Annotated in this window: 15 protein-coding genes; 8 read left to right on the top strand and 7 right to left on the bottom strand. The window is 65.4% G+C overall.

Annotated elements, in window-relative coordinates; genetic code table 11:
• The first annotated feature begins 76 nt into the window (after window positions 1–76).
• Window positions 77–757: a hypothetical protein gene (locus AC1MH0_RS06605; protein ID WP_480965225.1), complete on the top strand. Its 681-nt coding sequence runs from the start codon at window positions 77–79 to the stop codon at window positions 755–757.
• Between the two features lie 80 nt (window positions 758–837).
• Here the strand turns inward: AC1MH0_RS06605 and AC1MH0_RS06600 are convergent, their stop codons facing one another.
• Window positions 838–1446, bottom strand: a complete 609-nt coding sequence (locus AC1MH0_RS06600; RefSeq protein WP_480965224.1) for a Dps family protein — start codon at window positions 1444–1446, stop codon at window positions 838–840.
• A gap of 165 nt (window positions 1447–1611) precedes the next feature.
• Here AC1MH0_RS06600 and AC1MH0_RS06595 point away from each other — a divergent pair, with 165 nt between their 5' ends.
• The 3 genes from AC1MH0_RS06595 to AC1MH0_RS06585 all read left to right on the top strand — a co-directional run bounded on the left by AC1MH0_RS06595 (window position 1612) and on the right by AC1MH0_RS06585 (window position 6374).
• Window positions 1612–2526, top strand: a complete 915-nt coding sequence (locus tag AC1MH0_RS06595) for an ROK family protein (protein ID WP_056488750.1) — start codon at window positions 1612–1614, stop codon at window positions 2524–2526.
• An 87-nt stretch (window positions 2527–2613) separates the two neighbouring features.
• On the top strand, window positions 2614–4524 hold the full coding sequence (locus tag AC1MH0_RS06590) for a putative bifunctional diguanylate cyclase/phosphodiesterase (RefSeq protein ID WP_480965223.1): 1911 nt from the start codon (window positions 2614–2616) through the stop codon (window positions 4522–4524).
• Window positions 4524–6374 (top strand): ATP-binding protein, encoded by a 1851-nt coding sequence (locus AC1MH0_RS06585; protein WP_480965222.1) that lies wholly within the window; start codon window positions 4524–4526, stop codon window positions 6372–6374. The genes AC1MH0_RS06590 and AC1MH0_RS06585 overlap by 1 nt, the downstream gene beginning before the upstream one ends.
• Window positions 6375–6376: 2 nt before the next feature.
• Here AC1MH0_RS06585 and dinB read toward each other — a convergent pair whose 3' ends face one another.
• Window positions 6377–7462: a DNA polymerase IV gene (gene dinB / locus AC1MH0_RS06580; RefSeq protein WP_480965221.1), complete on the bottom strand. Its 1086-nt coding sequence runs from the start codon at window positions 7460–7462 to the stop codon at window positions 6377–6379.
• A 100-nt stretch (window positions 7463–7562) separates the two neighbouring features.
• Between dinB and AC1MH0_RS06575 the strand changes: the two genes are divergently transcribed.
• A complete protein-coding gene (locus AC1MH0_RS06575) occupies window positions 7563–9002 on the top strand; it encodes a phospholipase D-like domain-containing protein (RefSeq protein WP_480965220.1) in 1440 nt (479 codons plus the stop codon).
• Window positions 9003–9235: 233 nt separating this feature from the next.
• Here the strand turns inward: AC1MH0_RS06575 and ctrA are convergent, their stop codons facing one another.
• From ctrA to AC1MH0_RS06555, 4 genes are all read right to left on the bottom strand, one after another.
• Complete coding sequence (gene ctrA / locus AC1MH0_RS06570) at window positions 9236–9937, bottom strand: response regulator transcription factor CtrA (RefSeq protein ID WP_480965219.1); 702 nt, start codon at window positions 9935–9937, stop codon at window positions 9236–9238.
• A gap of 152 nt (window positions 9938–10089) precedes the next feature.
• The gene (locus AC1MH0_RS06565; RefSeq protein WP_480965218.1) at window positions 10090–11181 is read right to left on the bottom strand and encodes an AI-2E family transporter; all 1092 of its coding nucleotides are present in this window, start codon (window positions 11179–11181) and stop codon (window positions 10090–10092) included.
• 365 nt (window positions 11182–11546) lie between these two features.
• Window positions 11547–13265 (bottom strand): malate dehydrogenase (quinone), encoded by a 1719-nt coding sequence (mqo, locus tag AC1MH0_RS06560; protein WP_480965217.1) that lies wholly within the window; start codon window positions 13263–13265, stop codon window positions 11547–11549.
• Window positions 13266–13513: 248 nt separating this feature from the next.
• Window positions 13514–14419 (bottom strand): LysR family transcriptional regulator, encoded by a 906-nt coding sequence (locus AC1MH0_RS06555; RefSeq protein WP_480965216.1) that lies wholly within the window; start codon window positions 14417–14419, stop codon window positions 13514–13516.
• 239 nt (window positions 14420–14658) lie between these two features.
• On the opposite strand from AC1MH0_RS06555, the gene AC1MH0_RS06550 reads away from it, so the two are divergent.
• From AC1MH0_RS06550 to AC1MH0_RS06540, 3 genes are all read left to right on the top strand, one after another.
• On the top strand, window positions 14659–15378 hold the full coding sequence (locus tag AC1MH0_RS06550; protein WP_480965215.1) for a pirin family protein: 720 nt from the start codon (window positions 14659–14661) through the stop codon (window positions 15376–15378).
• A gap of 210 nt (window positions 15379–15588) precedes the next feature.
• Window positions 15589–16191, top strand: a complete 603-nt coding sequence (gene wrbA, locus AC1MH0_RS06545; RefSeq protein ID WP_056064956.1) for an NAD(P)H:quinone oxidoreductase — start codon at window positions 15589–15591, stop codon at window positions 16189–16191.
• 110 nt (window positions 16192–16301) lie between these two features.
• Window positions 16302–16817 carry a YciE/YciF ferroxidase family protein gene (locus tag AC1MH0_RS06540; RefSeq protein WP_056489424.1) on the top strand — a complete coding sequence of 172 codons (516 nt, stop codon included), beginning with the start codon at window positions 16302–16304 and terminating at the stop codon, window positions 16815–16817.
• Window positions 16818–16880: 63 nt separating this feature from the next.
• On the opposite strand, the gene AC1MH0_RS06535 is transcribed toward AC1MH0_RS06540, so the two are convergent.
• Window positions 16881–17261, bottom strand: coding sequence for a hypothetical protein (locus AC1MH0_RS06535; RefSeq protein WP_243644432.1), 381 nt, complete (start codon window positions 17259–17261; stop codon window positions 16881–16883).
• Window positions 17262–17320: the final 59 nt, after the last annotated feature.

Below are 17320 nucleotides of genomic sequence, written 5' to 3'. Positions count from 1 at the left end.
GCCATGCCTCTACGCGATTGCTTGCCTGGACGATAGCCGGTTCCTATGGTGCGCCGCGACAGGGGCCGCTTGCGACATGCGGCGGCCCTTTCGCTCGTTCGAGAAGGTAAGCGTCGCCGTGAAAGCCCCTATCCTAGCCGTTTCTGCGTGTGCGATCTTGTTGAGCGGGTGCGCCGGCAAGGGCGAAGTCGATGCGACCGGCGGCATTTCCGCAGTCCGTTCGGTCTGCCCGCCCGTGGCGATCCCGGCTGCAACCGGCGACATCACGCTGTTCGATCCGGTCACCAGCCGCGACCAGGCCGCGATCGACGTCGCCGCGTACATGACCAACGTCAGATCGACCTGCGCGGATGCGACCGACCAGGTCGTCACCAACGTGACGTTCGATATTCGCGCCCGCCGGACGCGCACCGAGGCGGCGCGCGACGTGACATTGCCGTATTTCATCACCGTCGTGCGCGGCGGCAGCGCGGTCGTCGCGAAGCGTATCGGCCGTGTGGCGTTGCACTTCGACGCCGGGCAAGCGCTGGCTTCGGCGTCGGGCACGACTACCGCCACCGTGTCGCGCGCGGCGGCGACTTTGCCGGAAGACGTTCGGGAAAAGCTGACCCGTCGGCGCAAGGCGGGCGATCAGGATGCTGCGGTCGATCCGCTGAGCACGCCGGAAGTGCGCCAAGCCGTGTTGCGTGCGAGCTTCGAGGCGCTGGTCGGGTTCCAGCTGACCGACGATCAGTTGAAGTATAACGCCACGCGCTAAATGCGCCGTGCGGCTATCGCCCACGGGATTGCCGGAACGAAAGTACGGCCCCCTCTTCGCACGAAAAGGGGGCCGTAATCTTACTTGTCGCTGCGGACCAGTTCGGTCGCGGCGAGGTGCTCCGCCAGGAACCACACCTGCGGCTCGTGCGTGCGAATGATGTTGCTCACCAGCAGATCGTTGGTGCCGTCGTCACCCGATTCGTCGGCAGCTTCGGCGCCTTCATGAGCCTGACGCAGGATGATTTCATGCGCTTCGAGCAGGCGCGCGAGCTGCGTCGGTACGTCCTCGCGACCCTTTGGCGGGCGGGGGATCGTCGTCATCTCCGCAACATCGTGCGACATCGCGATCGAGATACCGCCAAGCGCCATGATGCGTTCGGCGACGAGATCGACGAGTGCTGCCTGCTCCTCGTAATGCTTGTCGAGGAGCAGATGCAGTTGGTAAAACGTTGCGCCCGACATCTGCCAGTGATGCTTTTTGTACATGTCGCGAATCGTCATCGTGTCCGCGAGAACCTGATTCAGCGTCGCGACGCTCTGGGCGCGGGCATTGTCCTCAAGTGCGATCGGCAGGCTCTTCAGCGTGCCATACGGCTGGATCTCGCGATACTCGACCTTGTACTGGGGCTGTGCCTCGACCGAAACATCGGTGTCTGCCTTGATCAGCTTCGCGGGTTTCTTCGCCATTCGGAATTCCTGTCTGTTCGGGTGAACTCGACCGGCATAACGCACGAACGGACGGATCGACAGCAGATCAAATCCTCGTTCAGCGTGATCGTCAGAACCGACCTGCTCTTGACTGGACGGCGTCGGCGAAGGAAGCGGGCGCGGTAAACGTGTTGGGAGTTGAGGATGACGGAAGCACCGCTGGTCGCAGGTATCGAACTTGGCGGCACCAAATGCATCTGCATTCTTGCGCGCGGACCCGACCAGATCGAGGAAACCGTGCGGATACCGACCACGCGCCCCGAAGAGACGCTGGCCGCGATCGAGGCAGTGCTGGACCGGTGGAGCGGGTTCGTGGCGATCGGTATCGCGAGCTTCGGGCCGGTCTCGATCGATCGCCATTCGGGCGATTACGGCCATATCACCTCGACGCCAAAGCCGGGCTGGGCCGGGACCGACATCGCGGGACGGCTGAGCCGGCGTTACGGCGTGCCCACGGGTTTCCATAGCGACGTAGTCGGCGCGGCGCTGGCCGAGGCGTTCTGGGGCGCGGCGAAGGGTTTGCCGGACATCGCCTATGTCACTGTCGGCACTGGTGTCGGCGCCGGCATGATCGCGGGCAACCGGCCGGTCGACGGGCTGACACATTCCGAACTTGGCCACATCCGCCCCGCTCGGTTCCAGGGTGACGACTGGATCGGCAATTGCCCGTTCCACGGCGCGTGCATTGAGGGACTGGTCGCGGGCCCGGCGATCGCGGCACGGATCGGCTTTCCGGCGGACGAAGCTCCCGCCGAGCATCCGGTCTGGGACAACGTCGCCGACGCGCTCGGGCAGCTTTGCCACACCCTCGTGCTCACCGGCATCCCCCGCCGGATCGTTATGGGCGGCGGCGTGATGGGCGCATCGCACCTGTTCCCGCGGGTCCGTGCGGCGATGACGCGGAGCCTTGGCGGATATATCACGCTGCCCGAGGTCGCGCTGGTCGATACGTTCATCGTGCCGCCCGCCTTGGGCAACAACGCCGGGCCGCTCGGCGCAATCGTCTTGGGCGCTCAAGCGCTTGGACATAAGTTACAAACATCGTTCACAGCCTCTTAACTGATTTAGGTTACTATCCTTCGTAACGATGAAGGCACTTGGCGTACCGCAAGGCACGGATGCGGTGGCCGGTGAAGGACGGTAACGATGCGCATTCTGATCGTGGACGACGAGCCAGCGATGCATGACAGCTACCGGCGCAGCTTCGCCGGTCAGCGGTCGGAGAGCGGCGGGGCGCTCGGCGCGATGGCGGCGGACCTGTTTGGAGGATACGCCAGCGATCTGCGCCGCGGAGACATCGCCGGCTTCGCGCTGACGCATGCGCATCAAGGGCTGGACGCGGTTGCGGACGTCGCGCGGGCGTTGGCGGACGGCGAACCTTTCGCGGTCGCGTTCATCGATATCCGCATGCCGCCCGGTATCGACGGGCGCGAGACGGCACAGCGCATCCGGGCGCTCGACCCGGAGATCAACCTCGTCATCGTCACCGGCTTTTCCGATTTCTCGCCGATCGAGATCAGCAAGATTGCCGGGCCCGCCGACAAGATCTTCTACATCGCCAAGCCGTTCGAGGTCGCCGAGGTGACACAGACCGCGACGGCGCTGGCGAAGCGGTGGGAAATCGATCGCGAGCTGAAGGCGGCCCGCGTCACGCTGGCCGCGCAGGTTGTTCAACTCGAAGAGCAGAGCGCCGAACTCGCCGCGAACGAGAGTCGCGCGGTGCATATGGCGACGCATGACTCGCTGACCGATGCGCCGAACCGGCTCGCGTTCCTGCGCGCGCTTGCCGAACGAACGCGCGCGACCGGGCTGTTCGCGACGGTTATGGTCGATCTGGATCGGTTCAAGCTGGTCAACGACACGCTCGGCCATCTGGCGGGCGACGCGCTGATCCGCGAGATCTGTGCGATCCTGCAACGATCGGCGCCGGATGGCGCACTGGTTGCGCGGCTGGGCGGCGACGAATTCGGCATCCTGTTCGAGACGTCCGGCGAGGCGGCGGGTGTCATGGCGTGCGAGCAAGTCGTCGCGGCGTGCTCGGTCACCCTGCAGGTGTTCGGCAATTCGGTGCAGGGCGGCGCGTCGGCGGGTGTGGTCGTCAGCGAGGGTGGGCAGGGCCGCGATCCGGTCGATGTCATGCGGCGGTCCGACCTCGCGCTCAACGACGCCAAGCGCGGTGGGCGAGGGATCGTCCGCCTGTTCGACGAAAGCATGGACGAAGGCATCAGCTTTCGCCGACGGGTCGAGGGTGGGCTGAGCCAGGCGATCGCGAAGGGCGAGTTGAGCCTGGTCTACCAACCGATCGTGTCGCGCGACGCGGTCGAGGTGATCGGTTTCGAGGCGCTCATCCGCTGGAACACCGACGAATATGGCGCGATGAGCCCGAGCACGTTCATTCCGATCGCCGAGGAATCGAACCTGATCCACGAACTGGGCGACTGGGTGCTGGGCGAAGCGCTGCACGTCCTGAAGCAGTGGCCCGGTCAGTATGTCTCGGTCAATTTCTCGCCGCGCCAGTTTCGCCGGCACAATTTCGTCGGGCATATCATGGAGAGCGTCGAGCGCGCCGGGATCGAGCCTGCGCGATTGCAGATCGAGATCACCGAAACCGCGATCTTCGACGATGCCGAACGGGCTGCGGAAACGCTCTACAAGCTGCGCCAGATGGGCTTCCGGATCGCGCTCGATGATTTCGGAACGGGCTATTCGAGCCTGTACAACATCCGCAAGTTCGCGCTCGACTGCCTGAAGATCGACCGCTCGTTCATCGATGGGATGGGTCGGGAGCGTGAAAGCGCGGCGATCGTGCATTCGATCATCCATCTCGGTCGCGCGCTGGGGCTGGGCGTGATTGCCGAGGGGGTCGAGACCGACGCTCAGGTCCAGGCGCTCAAGCTGGCTGGAGCGAGCCATTTCCAGGGCTATTTCTACTCGCGCCCGGTTGCCGCGGATGTTGCACTCGAGATGGCAAACGCGCGCTATCTCGGCGGCGAAGACGATGTGGCCGGTGACGGACCGACGGCACCGCGGCAATTGGGCAACGGGATGCTGAACTGATGCCGACCGTCGGAATGGGTCGCGTTCCGGCGACGCTCGGGCGGCAATTCGGCAAGGTACGGCGGCCTACGTCGCTCGGTGCGAAGCTCGTGCTGATCATGACGGTAGTGGCGCTGTGCGGGACGGTCGCGATCACGGTGCTGTTGGCGTCGATCATCACGCCGAGCTTCACCAAGCTCGAGGACGCGGCGGTCGCTGGGCAGGTGGAACGGACTCGCGCGATGCTGTCCAGGTACGCCGCCGATGTCCAGGCGGAAGCGCGCCACCACCGTGATGCAACAGGGGTGGGCGGGGGCCAACGGGGGTCCGGTAGTAAAGCTACGCCCGCTGCGCGACCTTTCGTCGCCGACGGTATTGCCGAGATAACGGCTGAAGGCCGTATCGACCGCACCGGGTGGAACGGACCCGCCGGTTCGAGCCTGCGGGGCCAGTGGGTCGAACTGCTCGGGCGCACGGACTTCGCGCGTGTTCTTGCCGGTCGGCGATCGGCGCGGTTCTATGCACGACTGGGGGATAGCGTCGCTGCGGTCGGCATCGCGCGAATGGGGGGGGCGGCGCGCACCGATCCCGTGCAGGGCTATGTCGCCATCGCGCGCGTGATCACCGCTAGGCAGCTTTCAGAGACGCTGGGTGTCGAGGCGGCTATAGATCTTGGCTCGGGAAATACGGCGGCGGCGACATTCCGCGGCTCCAGAGCGGCGATCATCGTGCCGATGACCGGCGCCGATGGACGTGTCGTGGCGACGACCCGGTTCGACGTGCCGGACAATGTGGCGAGACTGAGCCGGCGCGTGCTGGTGCTCGCGGTGGCTGGATCGATCCTGCTTCTCCTGCTCGTCCTGATCGTGCTGCGTCGGCTGATCGCGCAACTCGTTCTGCGTCCCCTGTTGCGGATCGAGAACCATATGCGACGCGTGCGCGCGTCGGGATCGCTTGCGCTGCTCGATGAGGACGAGCGGCGCGACGAAATCGGTTCGCTCGGCCGCAACTTCAACGCGATGTTGCAGCAATTAAAGGATTTGCGCGAACAGATCGGCGTGCAGTCGTTCGATCTGGGACGGAGCGAGAGTGCGGTGGCGGTGATGCACAACGTCCGCAACGCGCTTAACCCGATCAGCACGATCCTGAGCCGCGAGATCGCGCAGGCGCCGCCGATCGACCGCGCCACGCTCGACCGGGCGATCGAGGAACTCACGCGAAGCGATGTTTCCGACGAACGCCGCCAGAAACTTGCCGCGTTCGTCTCCGCAGCCATCGACGCGGACGACGCCAACCGCGATTCCACCCGTCACGAACTCAGCATTGGCCGCGAGGCGATGGGGCATGTTCTGGAAATCATCGGTCAGCAGCAAGAGGCGGCACACGAACGCCCCGCGCTGGAGATATGCGACGTCACCGCGATCATCGCGCGCAACGCGACGATCGTGCGCTATCTCGACGGTGCCTCGATCGCGTTCGGGTTTCCGGCTGGGCCCAATCTCGTGATGGCTAATCGGCTGATCCTGAGCCAGGTGATTGGCAATCTGTTCGCCAACGCCGCCGAGTCGATCGTCGCGCGGGGAACCGGCAGCGGATCGATCGTTACCACCATCGATCAGGTCGACGGCCGTGTGACGATCGAGATTCGCGACGATGGCGAAGGGGTCACGCCCGAGGTCGCGGCGACATTGTTCCACCGAGGCTTCTCGACGCGTGCACATAAGTCGGGCGGGCTGGGACTGCACTGGTGCGCCAATTCGGTGAACGCGATGCAGGGTTCGCTGCGTCTGGAGAGCGAAGGGCCGGGGCAGGGCGCGGTTGCGATCCTGACCCTGTTGGCGCCCGATGTAGGGGTCGTCGACGTCGGTTGAACCTACAACAGGCTTGGCTGCACTTCGTCGTCTTCGCCCATGATGCCCGACAAGGTGAGCCCGAGCAGGCGCACGCCGTCCGGCACGGGCAATTGCGCCATCAGCAGGTCGAGCCCTGCCGCGAGGAATGCGGCCTTGTCCGTCACCGGCGCCTGTGATGATCGTGCGCGCGTGATCGTGCGGAAGTCGGCGTGGCGCAGCTTGAGCGTGACCGTGCGACCGCGGGTGCCGTGCCGTTCGATCCGCACCCAAGCCGCATCCGCCACCCGGTGCAGCGCCGTGCGCAGGTCCTCCGCGGTCGTCAGGTTCGTCTCGAACGTCCGCTCCGCGCCGGCCGACTTGGCGGCGCGGTTGACGCGCACGGGCCGGTGATCGATGCCGCGCGCCGCGCCGTAGAGATAGTCCGCATAGCTGCCGAAATGCGCCTGTAGGAACGCGAGCGTCATGCCGTAAAGGTCCGCGCCGGTGAGGATGCCGAGCCGTTCCATCTTCTGCGCGGTCACTGGGCCGACACCGTGGAAGCGCTTGACCGGCAGCGACTGGACGAACGCCGCGCCGCGCTTCGGCGTGATGATGCAGATGCCGTCGGGTTTGTTCTGGTCCGAGGCGAGCTTGGCGATGAACTTGTTGTAACTCACCCCGGCGGACGCGGTGAGACCGGTATCCGCCTTGATCCGCGCGCGAATTTCTTCCGCGATCGCGGCCGCAGTGCCCAGCCCGCGGATGTCCTCGGTCACGTCGAGATACGCCTCGTCGAGCGACAGCGGCTCGATCAGGTCGGTATAGTCGGCGAAGATCGCGCGAATGCGGTCCGAGACTTCACGGTACACGTCGAACCGGGGGGGTACGAACACGAGGTCGGGACATTTTCGGATCGCGGTGACCGACGGCATCGCGCTGCGCACGCCGAACGCGCGCGCCTCGTAGCTCGCGGCCGCCACCACGCCCCGCGCGCGAGATCCGCCGACTGCCACCGGGCGGCCCTTGAGCGAGGGATCGTCGCGCTGTTCGACCGACGCGTAGAAGGCGTCCATGTCGACATGGATCACCTTGCGCTGCGCCGGCGGCTGGGTAGGAGGAGCGGCCATCGTCATCCCAGATAGGGCGGCTGGGCGCGACGATACAGGGCATTCACGCAACCAAACCGCGCGCCACGCATATCAGTCGGCAACGGACGAAGGGATACCGATGCAGGTTGGGACGGAGTGCTGGCGGATCGAACGCGCCGAGCGGATGGCGGTGATCGTCGATGCGGCGGACTATTTCCGGACGGCGCGCGTCGCGATGCTGGGGGCCAAGCGCCGCATCCTGCTGATCGGCTGGGACTTTGATGCGCGCATTTCGCTCGAGCCAGGCGTCGATCGGCCGGGCGAACCCAAGACGCTGGGGGCGTTCATGCACTGGCTGGTCGAGCGCGAACCCGAACTCGAGATCTTCGTGCTGCGCTGGGATACCGGGGCGATCAAGTCGCTGTTCCGCGGATCGACGCTGTTCACGATGATCAAGTGGATGCGGCACAAGCGGATCCATACCAAGCTCGACGGGCATCATCCGACCGCGGCATCGCATCACCAGAAGATCGTCATCATCGACGATGCGCTGGCGTTCTGCGGCGGGATCGACATGACCGGGGACCGCTGGGACACGCGCGAGCACCGCGACGGCGATCCGCACCGCGTCCAGCCATCGGCCAAGCCGTACAAGCCGTGGCACGACGCGATCAGCGCGGTGCAGGGCCCCGTCGCGCATGCGCTGGGCGAGCTGTTCCGTCGGCGCTGGCGACTGGCGGGGGGCAAGCCGATGGCGGCGGGCTTGGCCGGTGGGACGTTCTGGCCTGAGGGGCTTGCGGTGGATTTTCGCGATGTCGATGTCGGCATCGCGCGGACCGAGCCGGAGATGTCGGACCAGGCCCCGGTGTACGAGAGCGAGGCGCTGTTCCTCGGGCAGATCGCTCGCGCGAAGAAGCATCTGTATATCGAGAGCCAGTATTTCGCGTCGCGGAAAGTGGCGGAGGCGGTGGCGAGGCGGCTCGACGAGGCAGATGGGCCGGAGATCGTCATCATCAACCCGACCGTGGCGCAGGGGTGGCTGGAGCCGCTGGCGATGGATACGGCGCGGGCGCGGTTGATGGAGGCACTGCACCGGCGTGACACGCACCGGCGGCTGCGGATGTATCATCCGTACACGAAGGACGGCGCGCCGATCTATTGCCACGCCAAGATCCTGATCGCGGACGACGACGTGTTTCGGTTGGGGTCTTCGAACGTCAATAATCGGTCGCTGCGGCTCGATACCGAGTGTGATCTGGCGATCCGGGCTACCGACGCCGCGACCTCGGAGGGGATTGCGGCGATCCGAGACGGGCTGATGGCGGAGCATCTGGGCGTTGCGGTGGAGGTGGTCAGTGCGATGATCGCCGAGACCGGGTCGTTGATCGAGACGATCGAACGGTTGCGTCAGGACCGGGTCGGCGTGAGCAAGACGCTTCGGTGTTACGAGGTGCCCGATCTGACTGCGGTCGAGGCTTGGCTGGCGGATAACGAGGTGCTGGATCCGGAGGGCCCCCAGGAGATGTTCGAGTCGCTCAGCAAGCGGGGGCTGTTCCGGCGGTGGCGGCGTAAGGCTTAGGGCGGATTTCAGTATCCTCCCCCGCAAGGGGGAGGTGGCGCCGTAGGCGACGGAGGGGGAGGATGCGCAACCGACGTTTCGCTTTCCTCCCCCTCCGTCTGGCGAGGGCCAGCCACCTCCCCCTGGCGGGGGAGGATGAGAGGGGCAGCTTGGCACCCCATAACTAGAAATAAATAGGAAAGGCCGCGGCACCCCCCGATGCCGCGGCCTTCGTGCGCCCGAAAACTGGGGAGTTACGCGACCTGGGATTCGAGCACTTCGTCGGGTTCGCGCAGCACGTAGCCGCGACCCCAGACGGTCTCGATGTAATTCTCGCCGTCGCACGCGAGGCTGAGCTTCTTGCGGAGCTTGCAGATGAAGACGTCGATGATCTTCAACTCGGGCTCGTCCATCCCACCGTAGAGGTGGTTGAGGAACATTTCCTTGGTCAAGGTCGTGCCCTTGCGGAGCGAGAGCAGCTCCAGCATCGCATATTCCTTGCCGGTCAGATGAACGCGGCTGCCGTTGACCTCGACGGTCTTCGCATCGAGATTGACCGCCAGCTTGCCGGTGCGGATGACCGACTGGCTGTGCCCCTTCGAGCGACGGACGACGGCGTGGATGCGCGCGATTAGTTCCTCGCGGTGGAACGGCTTGGTGACATAGTCGTCGGCGCCGAAGCCGAAGCTCCGTACCTTCGAGTCCATCTCGTTGACGCCCGACAGGATCAGCACCGGCGTCGCGACACGGGCGACGCGCAGGCGCTTGAGCACGTCATCGCCATGCATGTCGGGCAGGTTGAGGTCGAGCAGGATGATGTCGTAATCATACAGCTTGCCCAGATCGAGGCCTTCTTCCCCGAGATCGGTGATGTAGACGTTGAACCCTTCGGTCGTCAGCATCAGCTCGATAGCCTTGGCCGTCGTCGGCTCGTCCTCGATCAGCAGCACTCGCATGCGTCGTCCCCTGTTCGCGAGACCGTCCGACACCCCATGTCAGCCGCTCGACTTCCATTCATTAACCACACAACATCTGAAGGCAAAAGGTTAATTTCGAACTAAGGTTGACGCGGCGAATCGCGCTGTTCGCCAGCGAGCGGTTGAATTTCTTACAAATCTTCGGCCGGGGGGCTCGGCGTGAGGTGGGGGCCGAGCAGCGTCCGGTGGACCGTCTTCGGGATATCCTCGCCGAGAACCTCGCGCAGATACAGGCTGCGGACGAGCGTGAAGATCACCACCAGCAATGCGGCCGAAAAGAACAAGCCGAACAGGCCGAAGATCGTGCCGATACCGATGATCGCGAAAACCGTGATCGCGGGCGGGATCGAGATCACGCGGTTCTGGACGTACGGCGTGATGAAATTGGTCTGGACGAGCCGCACGACGGCATAGGTGACGAGCGTACCGACGATCGACGAGGTCCCCTGCGTCGCGGCAAGCCCGAGCGCCGGGATCATCGCTGCGGTGGGGCCGATATACGGAATGAACTCGGACAATCCGGCGAGCAGGCCAAGCGCGGCGGCGCTGGGAACGTTCGACAACCAGAGCCCGATGCCGACCAGGATTCCCATCGTCGTCATCAGGATCAGCGACGAGCCGAGCCACAGCCGGAGCGTCGAGCCGACGTCGAACAGCGCATCCTCGACCGCGGCCCGCTTCGAGCGCGGGATCAGCAGCAGGAAACCGCGCTCGTACACCTTGGGATCGGCGGCGAAGAACAGCGCGCCGACCAGCAGCAACAGGCAGTTGAGCACGAGTTCGCCCGCGCCCGTCACGAGGCCGCCGACGTCCTGCGCGACCTTCGACCCGGCATAGGCCTGCTGCACGGCATCGACGAGCTTCGCGCCGACCGCGCTTTGCGAGAGATACGCGGCGAGTTGGTCGAGCAGCGCCGGTGTCTGGGCGATCAGGACGTTGACCTGGCTGCGGAACTGCACGCCGAACAACCAGACGAGGAACGCGATGACGCCGAGCACGGTGGCGATGCCGAGGCCGAGCGCGGGCTTGCGTGGAACGCGGAGATGGTCGCGGTAGAGATCGGCGATCGCGTGGATGACGATCGCACCCAGGATCGATCCGAAGGCGAGGATGAGCAGGTCGCCCGCCTTGTAGAGCGCCGCGACGACCGCGACGATCACGATGGTCAGGATGACGCGACGGATGAAGCGCGAATCGTCTGCATCGGGGGCCAGGCGGTTCATGTTGCGGCCCGCCGAAAAGTTGGAAGTTCACAAAGTGCACACGCTGGCGCGGTTTGCGCGGATTGTGCACTTCCGGCTTTTAGAGCCGATCCTTGGCTGGCTTGATGGCGGTTTTGCGAGGAGGGCGGGGCGATCATCTTGCGACCGTGGCAGATCGTCGCAGCGTAGGACAGTCGTTCCAAGGACTTAAGGTACGTTCCGGAAACGACGCTCGCTGATCCTCCCCCGCAAGGGGGAGGTGTCGCCGAAGGTGACGGAGGGGGAGGACACGCAACGGCAGTCATCGCCTGCCTCCCCCTCCGTCTGGCAAGTGCCAGCCACCTCCCCCTGGCGGGGGAGGATTGTAGAATGGACGTGGGTATAGCTTAGAGCGCGAGGTCGGGGCTGCGGTCTGGCTTTACGCGCATGGCCGCGGGGCGTGGGCTGGCTGCGACGCCGACCGTGGGCGAGGGGATCGCGAGTTGCAGCGTGTCCGCGGTCGAGGCCCAATGCTCGGCCAAGACGTCCGGAGTCTCGTTGAGCATCACGCCGTAGGTCGGCACGATCTCGCGGATCTTCGCCTGCCAGCCGGCGGTCGCCAGATGGTTCGGGAACACCTTCTTCAACAGGTTGAGCATGATCGACGGCGCGGTCGAGGCCCCCGGTGAGGCGCCCAGCAGCGCGGCGATCGAGCCGTCCTTCGACGCGACGATCTCGGTGCCGAGCCGCAGCACGCCGCCCTTTTCGGGATCGCGCTTGATGATCTGGACGCGCTGACCCGCCTGCCACAGGCGCCAGTCGGCGTCCTTCGCACCCGGGAAATACTCGCGCAGGGCGTCCATCCGGTCGCTGTCCGACATGATGAGCTGGCCTGCGAGATATTCGACGAGGTCGAAATCGTCCCAGCCGACCGCGAGCATCGGCCGGAAATTGTCGAGCGTGACCGACGCCGGAAGATCGAAATACGAGCCTTCCTTGAGGAACTTGGTCGAGAAGGTCGCGAACGGGCCGAACAACAGCGCCTGCTTGCCGTCGAGGAAGCGCGTGTCGAGATGCGGCACGGACATCGGCGGCGAGCCGACCGCGGCCTTGCCGTAGACCTTGGCGAGATGGCGGTGCGTGATTTCAGGCTTGTCCGCGACCAGGAACGAGCCGCCGACCGGGAAGCCGGCATAGTCGTCGGCCTCCGGAATGCCGGACTTCTGGAGGATCGGCAGCGCGCCGCCGCCTGCGCCCGCGAACACGAAGCGCGCCTTGATGACCTGCTTCTCGTCGGTCTTCATGTCGCGCGCGGTGACGCGCCAGCGCGCCTTCTTGCCGCCGATCGTCTCGCGTTCGAGCGAGCGGACCTCGTGGCCCGTGGTCAGCGTGAAATTGTCCTGCTTGGCGAGCGAGGCGATGTACTGGCGCGTGACCTCGCCCCAGTCGCAGTCGGTGCCGAGCGGCGAGCGCGTCGCGGCGAGCTTAGTGCCGGGCGCGCGGCCCTCCATCATTACCGGCACCCACTGCGAAATCTGCTTCGGGTCGGTGGTGAATTCCATGCCGGAGAAGAGTGGGCTCGCCTGGAGCGCGGCGTGGCGCTTTTGCAGGAAGGCGACGTTGGCATCGCCCCACACCAGGTTCATGTGCGGCGTCGAATTGATGAACGAGCGCGGGTTGGCGAGGATGCCGGTATCGACCTGGTGGCTCAGGAACTGGCGCGTGACCTGGAACTGCTCGTTGATCTCGACCGCCTTGGCGATCTCGACCTTGCCGTCGGCCGTGTTGACCGGCGTATAGTTGAGTTCGCACAGCGCGGAGTGGCCGGTACCGGCGTTGTTCCAGCCGTTTGAGCTTTCGTCGGCGACCTTGTCGAGGCGTTCGACCATCTCGATCGTCCAGGTCGGCTCGAGCTCGCGGAGAAGGACGGCGAGCGTCGCGCTCATGATGCCGCCGCCGATCAGCAGGACGTCGACGGTGCGCTCGGTGGTCGCGGCGTCGGCGTGCGCGATCGGCAGCGCGGCTGCACCGCCGGCGACGATCGCCGAGCCGAGCAGGTTGCGCCGGGTCACGCCGGTCTTGGTTTCTGGGGAGATCGTGTCGTTTGCGTCTGGCCGCATGGTCATGCCTTTTCGTTTCGGCATGGTCCGCTGTCCCGACACAGGCCGAAGACGACGAGAATCCATGACCGGATTATCGGGTCAGCCACGCGGAAATCACGGAATCGATACATGAACTACCGACTGAGCGCGGCCGCTGCTCAAAGTCCTCATCCCGGTATCGGGTGTCGTTGGGATCGCGCTGGGGTGCAAACTCGAGCGTCTATCCAGCCTCTTACATGGCATCCGGCCCGGTTTTGCGCAAGGTCGCCGCTTTACGCTTGCCCTGCATTGGGGTCGCGAAGGCGTGCTGCAAGGAAGTCTATCAGTGCCTCGACGCGCGCCGGGCGGAGGGGGCTCGGCGGGGTAAGAAGATGGAGTCCGATCTTCGCGGGCGCCCAGTCGTCGAGGATCGTGACGAGTGCGCCGGACGCGACATGGCGGTCGACGATGAAGTCGGGCAGGCGCGCGATGCCGAGGCCGGCGATCAGCGCGGGGACGATCGCCTCGCCGCTGTTGGCGGTGAGCTGGCCTTGCAGGCGGACCGAGACGTCGGCGCCGCCGGGGCCGTGGAAGCGCCACGGGCCGACGACGTTCGAATAGCCGACCAGCTGGTGCTCGCCGAGTTGGGCCGGGTGCGACGGGGTGCCGTGCTTGGCGAGGTAGCTGGGTGCGGCGACGGTGTGCGCCTGGATGCTGCACAGGCGGCGCGCACGGAGCGAGCTGTCGGGAAGCTCGGCGATCCGCAGCGCGACGTCGAACCCTTCGGCGACGATGTCGACGCGCGCGTCGGAGAGGTGGAAATCGACCTCGATACCCGGGTGCGCGACGAGGAACTCGGCGAGGATTGGCGCGACGTTGGTGACGCCGAAGCTCATCGGGGCGGCGAGGCGGACGCGGCCGGTATGCGCGCTGGCGGCGTCGTGCGCGGATTCCTCGGCGGCGCGGGCTTCGGCGAGGATGCGCGCGGCGTGCTCGGCGAGCGGCTTGCCGGCTTCGGTGAGCGCGAGGCGGCGCGAGGTGCGGTGGAAAAGCGACTGGCCGAGATGCGCTTCGAGACGGGTGATCGCCTTCGACACGGTCGCCTTGCTGAGCCCGACCGCGTCGGCGGCGGCGCTGAACGAGCGGTGCTCGACGACGCTGGCGAAGATCGCCCAGGCTTCGAGATCGGGCAGGCGCATGTGGGGGTCTCCGCAAACATCCGTAGAATACCACCCCGGCGGAGGCCGGGGCCCAATTGGAGAGGCCAATGTAACGACGGACGGCGCGTCGTTATCGATGTCCCCCAATTGGGCCCCGGCCTTCGCCGGGGTGGTCGATTGGCCGGTACAGGATAGCCACCGAAACGATCGGTTTCCAGCGTTTCTATTTACGCCGTAATCGCAGCGCCTATCTTGGGATCAACCAGTGGAGACCTATCATGACGACCACGACCCTTTCCAAAGTAGACCGCCGCCCCTTCGACAGCCTAGGCCATGCCGATCATGGCTGGCTGAACGCGCGGCATCATTTCTCGTTCGCCAGCTATTACGATCCGGCCCGGATGGGCTGGGGCGCGATCCGCGTCTGGAACGACGACCAGATCGCTGCGAACTCGGGCTTCCCGCCGCATCCGCATCAGGACATGGAGATCATCACCTATGTCCGCAGCGGTGCGATCACGCATCAGGACTCGCTCGGTAATAAAGGCCGAACCGAGGCTGGCGACGTGCAGGTGATGAGCGCGGGCACCGGCGTGCGGCATGCCGAGTATAACCTCGAGCCCGAGACGACGACGATCTTCCAGATCTGGATCGAGCCGTCGCGTAAAGGTGGCGCGCCGAGCTGGGGTGCCAAGCCGTTTCCGAAGGGCGAGCGCTCGGGCCAGTTCGTGACGCTGGCCAGCGGGTTCGAGGGTGACGGCGATGCGTTGCCGATCCGGGCGAATGCCCGCGTGCTGGCGGCGACGCTCAAGGCCGGCGACAGCGTCGACTATGCGGTCGGCGAGGGCCGCCATGTGTATCTGGTGCCGGCGACCGGTGCGATCACGATCGGCGACGACGCCTTTGGTGCGCGCGACGGAGCGGCGCTGCTGGGCGGTCAGACGGTGACGATCAGGGCTCGGGAGGACGCCGAGATCGTTCTGGTAGACTCGGAGTAAGCACTTCCCCCTTCCCGCTTGCGGGAGGGGGCAGGGGGTGGACTCGCGCTCACCTCCCGCTGTGACCATCGTTGAAGATACGCACTACGATCCGGCTCGTTTGACGAAGCCGGGTGCCCACCCCCCAGCCCCCTCCCGCAAGTGGGAGGGGGAGCCTAGAAGAAACGCTCCCTCCCGCTTGCGGGAGGGGGAGCCAAGAAGGAAATGCCCATGACCAAGGTTCTCGTGCTCTATTACTCGTCCTACGGCCATATCGAGCAGATGGCGGATGCCGTCGCCGAGGGCGCGCGTGCCGGTGGGGCCGAGGTCGACATCCGTCGCGTCGCCGAAACCGCTCCGCAGGCGGTAATCGAGGCTGCGCACTTCAAGACCGATACCGCGCATGCCGAGATCGAAGGCCCCGCCGCGCTCGAGCAGTATGACGCGATCATCGTCGGTGCGCCGACCCGCTTCGGCCGGATGCCCGCGCAGATGGCGCAGTTCTGGGATACGACCGGCGGCCAGTGGTTCTCGGGCGCGCTGATCGGCAAGGTCGGCGGTGCGTTCACCTCGACGGCCAGCCAGCATGGCGGCCAGGAAACGACGTTGTTTTCGATCATCACCAACCTGATCCATCACGGCATGACGATCGTCGGGCTCGACTATGGCTTCCAAGCGCAGATGGGCGTCGACACGGTCAAGGGCGGCTCGCCCTACGGCGCGACGACGATCTCGGATGGCGACGGCAGCCGGATGCCGAGCAAGGACGAACTCGATGGCGCGCGCTACCAGGGCAAGCGGATTGCCGAGACGGCGGCCAAGCTGAAGGGCTGATCCCCCGAGACTCCGGTGGCTGGAGAGACGAAACTTACCCCGCGGTAAGGGCGTTTCCCCACCACCGGAGCATTTCGCTTCGCGTGCACCAGCTATGCGAGGATATGATCATGGGCCTGTTTTCCAAGGACATCGCGACGTTCGAAGACCTGTTTCTGCACCAGTTGCAGGACGTGTATTATGCCGAGCACCAGATCACCAAGGCACTGCCGAAGATGACCGACAAGGCGACTGCGCCGGGTCTGAAGGCCGGGTTCGAAACGCACTTGCGCGAGACCGAGGGACAGATCGTTCGGCTCGAGCGGATTTTCGAACTGCTCGGCGAGAAGGCAAAGGCCGTAACCTGCCCGGCGATCGACGGGATCATCAAGGAAGCGAACGAAGTCGCGGGCGAGATCGCCGACAAGGCTGTCCTCGACGCGGCGCTGATCGCGTCGGCGCAGGCGGTCGAGCATTACGAGATTACGCGCTATGGCACGCTGATCGCGTGGGCGAACCAGCTTGGTCGCAGCGAGATCGCGGCGATCCTGAAGGAAACGCTCGACGAGGAATATGCGACCGACGACAAGCTGACCGCCATGGCGACGTCGAAGGTTAATCCGAAGGCCGAGGCGGTGACCGCCTGAGACTTTCGCGACGTGAGTAAGGAAACGGGCCGGCGATCCTGCGATCGCCGGCCCGTTTTTCGTTCAGGCCTTCTTGCGCGCGCGCTTGGGCGCCGCGGCGGCGGCGACGTCCTCTTCCTCGTCGGGTGCGTCCTCACCGGCTTCGGTCAGCGCTTCGCCGAGTGCCTTCAGCTTGTCCTGCGACTTGTCGGCCTTGTCGGCGATCTTGGTCGTCGCGGTGCCGAGGCGGTGGAGCAGCGCGTGGACGCGGTCGGCGTCGGGCGTGTCCTTCTCCAACTGCTTGCGCAGCGAACCGAGGTCGCGAAGGATGCCCTTGGCGCCGGAGACTTCGGTATCGGCCAATGCGGCTTCCCAATCCTCGACCATGTCGGCACCCTTGGTAGGCTTGGTCGCGTCGAGCCCGCGATTGATCGCGTTCATCGTTCCTGCAAATTTAATGGCCATGTGATCTCTCTCCGCATGCCTTTGTGGCAACCGTCAACGCGACGTAGCGGCGGAAATGT

The sequence above is a fragment of the Sphingomonas sp. AP28 genome (assembly GCF_056680455.1).
Note: the sequence above shows the minus strand (reverse complement) of the source record. Positions and strands in the feature narration are given on the sequence as shown.

Coding starts and splice junctions, on each gene's coding strand:
- AC1MH0_RS06605 (WP_480965225.1), top strand. CDS start 77: ATGCGGCGGCCCTTTCGCTCGTTCGAGAAGGTAAGCGTCGCCGTGAAA.
- AC1MH0_RS06600 (WP_480965224.1), bottom strand. CDS start 1,446: ATGGCGAAGAAACCCGCGAAGCTGATCAAGGCAGACACCGATGTTTCG.
- AC1MH0_RS06595 (WP_056488750.1), top strand. CDS start 1,612: ATGACGGAAGCACCGCTGGTCGCAGGTATCGAACTTGGCGGCACCAAA.
- AC1MH0_RS06590 (WP_480965223.1), top strand. CDS start 2,614: ATGCGCATTCTGATCGTGGACGACGAGCCAGCGATGCATGACAGCTAC.
- AC1MH0_RS06585 (WP_480965222.1), top strand. CDS start 4,524: ATGCCGACCGTCGGAATGGGTCGCGTTCCGGCGACGCTCGGGCGGCAA.
- dinB (WP_480965221.1), bottom strand. CDS start 7,462: ATGGCCGCTCCTCCTACCCAGCCGCCGGCGCAGCGCAAGGTGATCCAT.
- AC1MH0_RS06575 (WP_480965220.1), top strand. CDS start 7,563: ATGCAGGTTGGGACGGAGTGCTGGCGGATCGAACGCGCCGAGCGGATG.
- ctrA (WP_480965219.1), bottom strand. CDS start 9,937: ATGCGAGTGCTGCTGATCGAGGACGAGCCGACGACGGCCAAGGCTATC.
- AC1MH0_RS06565 (WP_480965218.1), bottom strand. CDS start 11,181: ATGAACCGCCTGGCCCCCGATGCAGACGATTCGCGCTTCATCCGTCGC.
- mqo (WP_480965217.1), bottom strand. CDS start 13,265: ATGACCATGCGGCCAGACGCAAACGACACGATCTCCCCAGAAACCAAG.
- AC1MH0_RS06555 (WP_480965216.1), bottom strand. CDS start 14,419: ATGCGCCTGCCCGATCTCGAAGCCTGGGCGATCTTCGCCAGCGTCGTC.
- AC1MH0_RS06550 (WP_480965215.1), top strand. CDS start 14,659: ATGACGACCACGACCCTTTCCAAAGTAGACCGCCGCCCCTTCGACAGC.
- wrbA (WP_056064956.1), top strand. CDS start 15,589: ATGACCAAGGTTCTCGTGCTCTATTACTCGTCCTACGGCCATATCGAG.
- AC1MH0_RS06540 (WP_056489424.1), top strand. CDS start 16,302: ATGGGCCTGTTTTCCAAGGACATCGCGACGTTCGAAGACCTGTTTCTG.
- AC1MH0_RS06535 (WP_243644432.1), bottom strand. CDS start 17,261: ATGGCCATTAAATTTGCAGGAACGATGAACGCGATCAATCGCGGGCTC.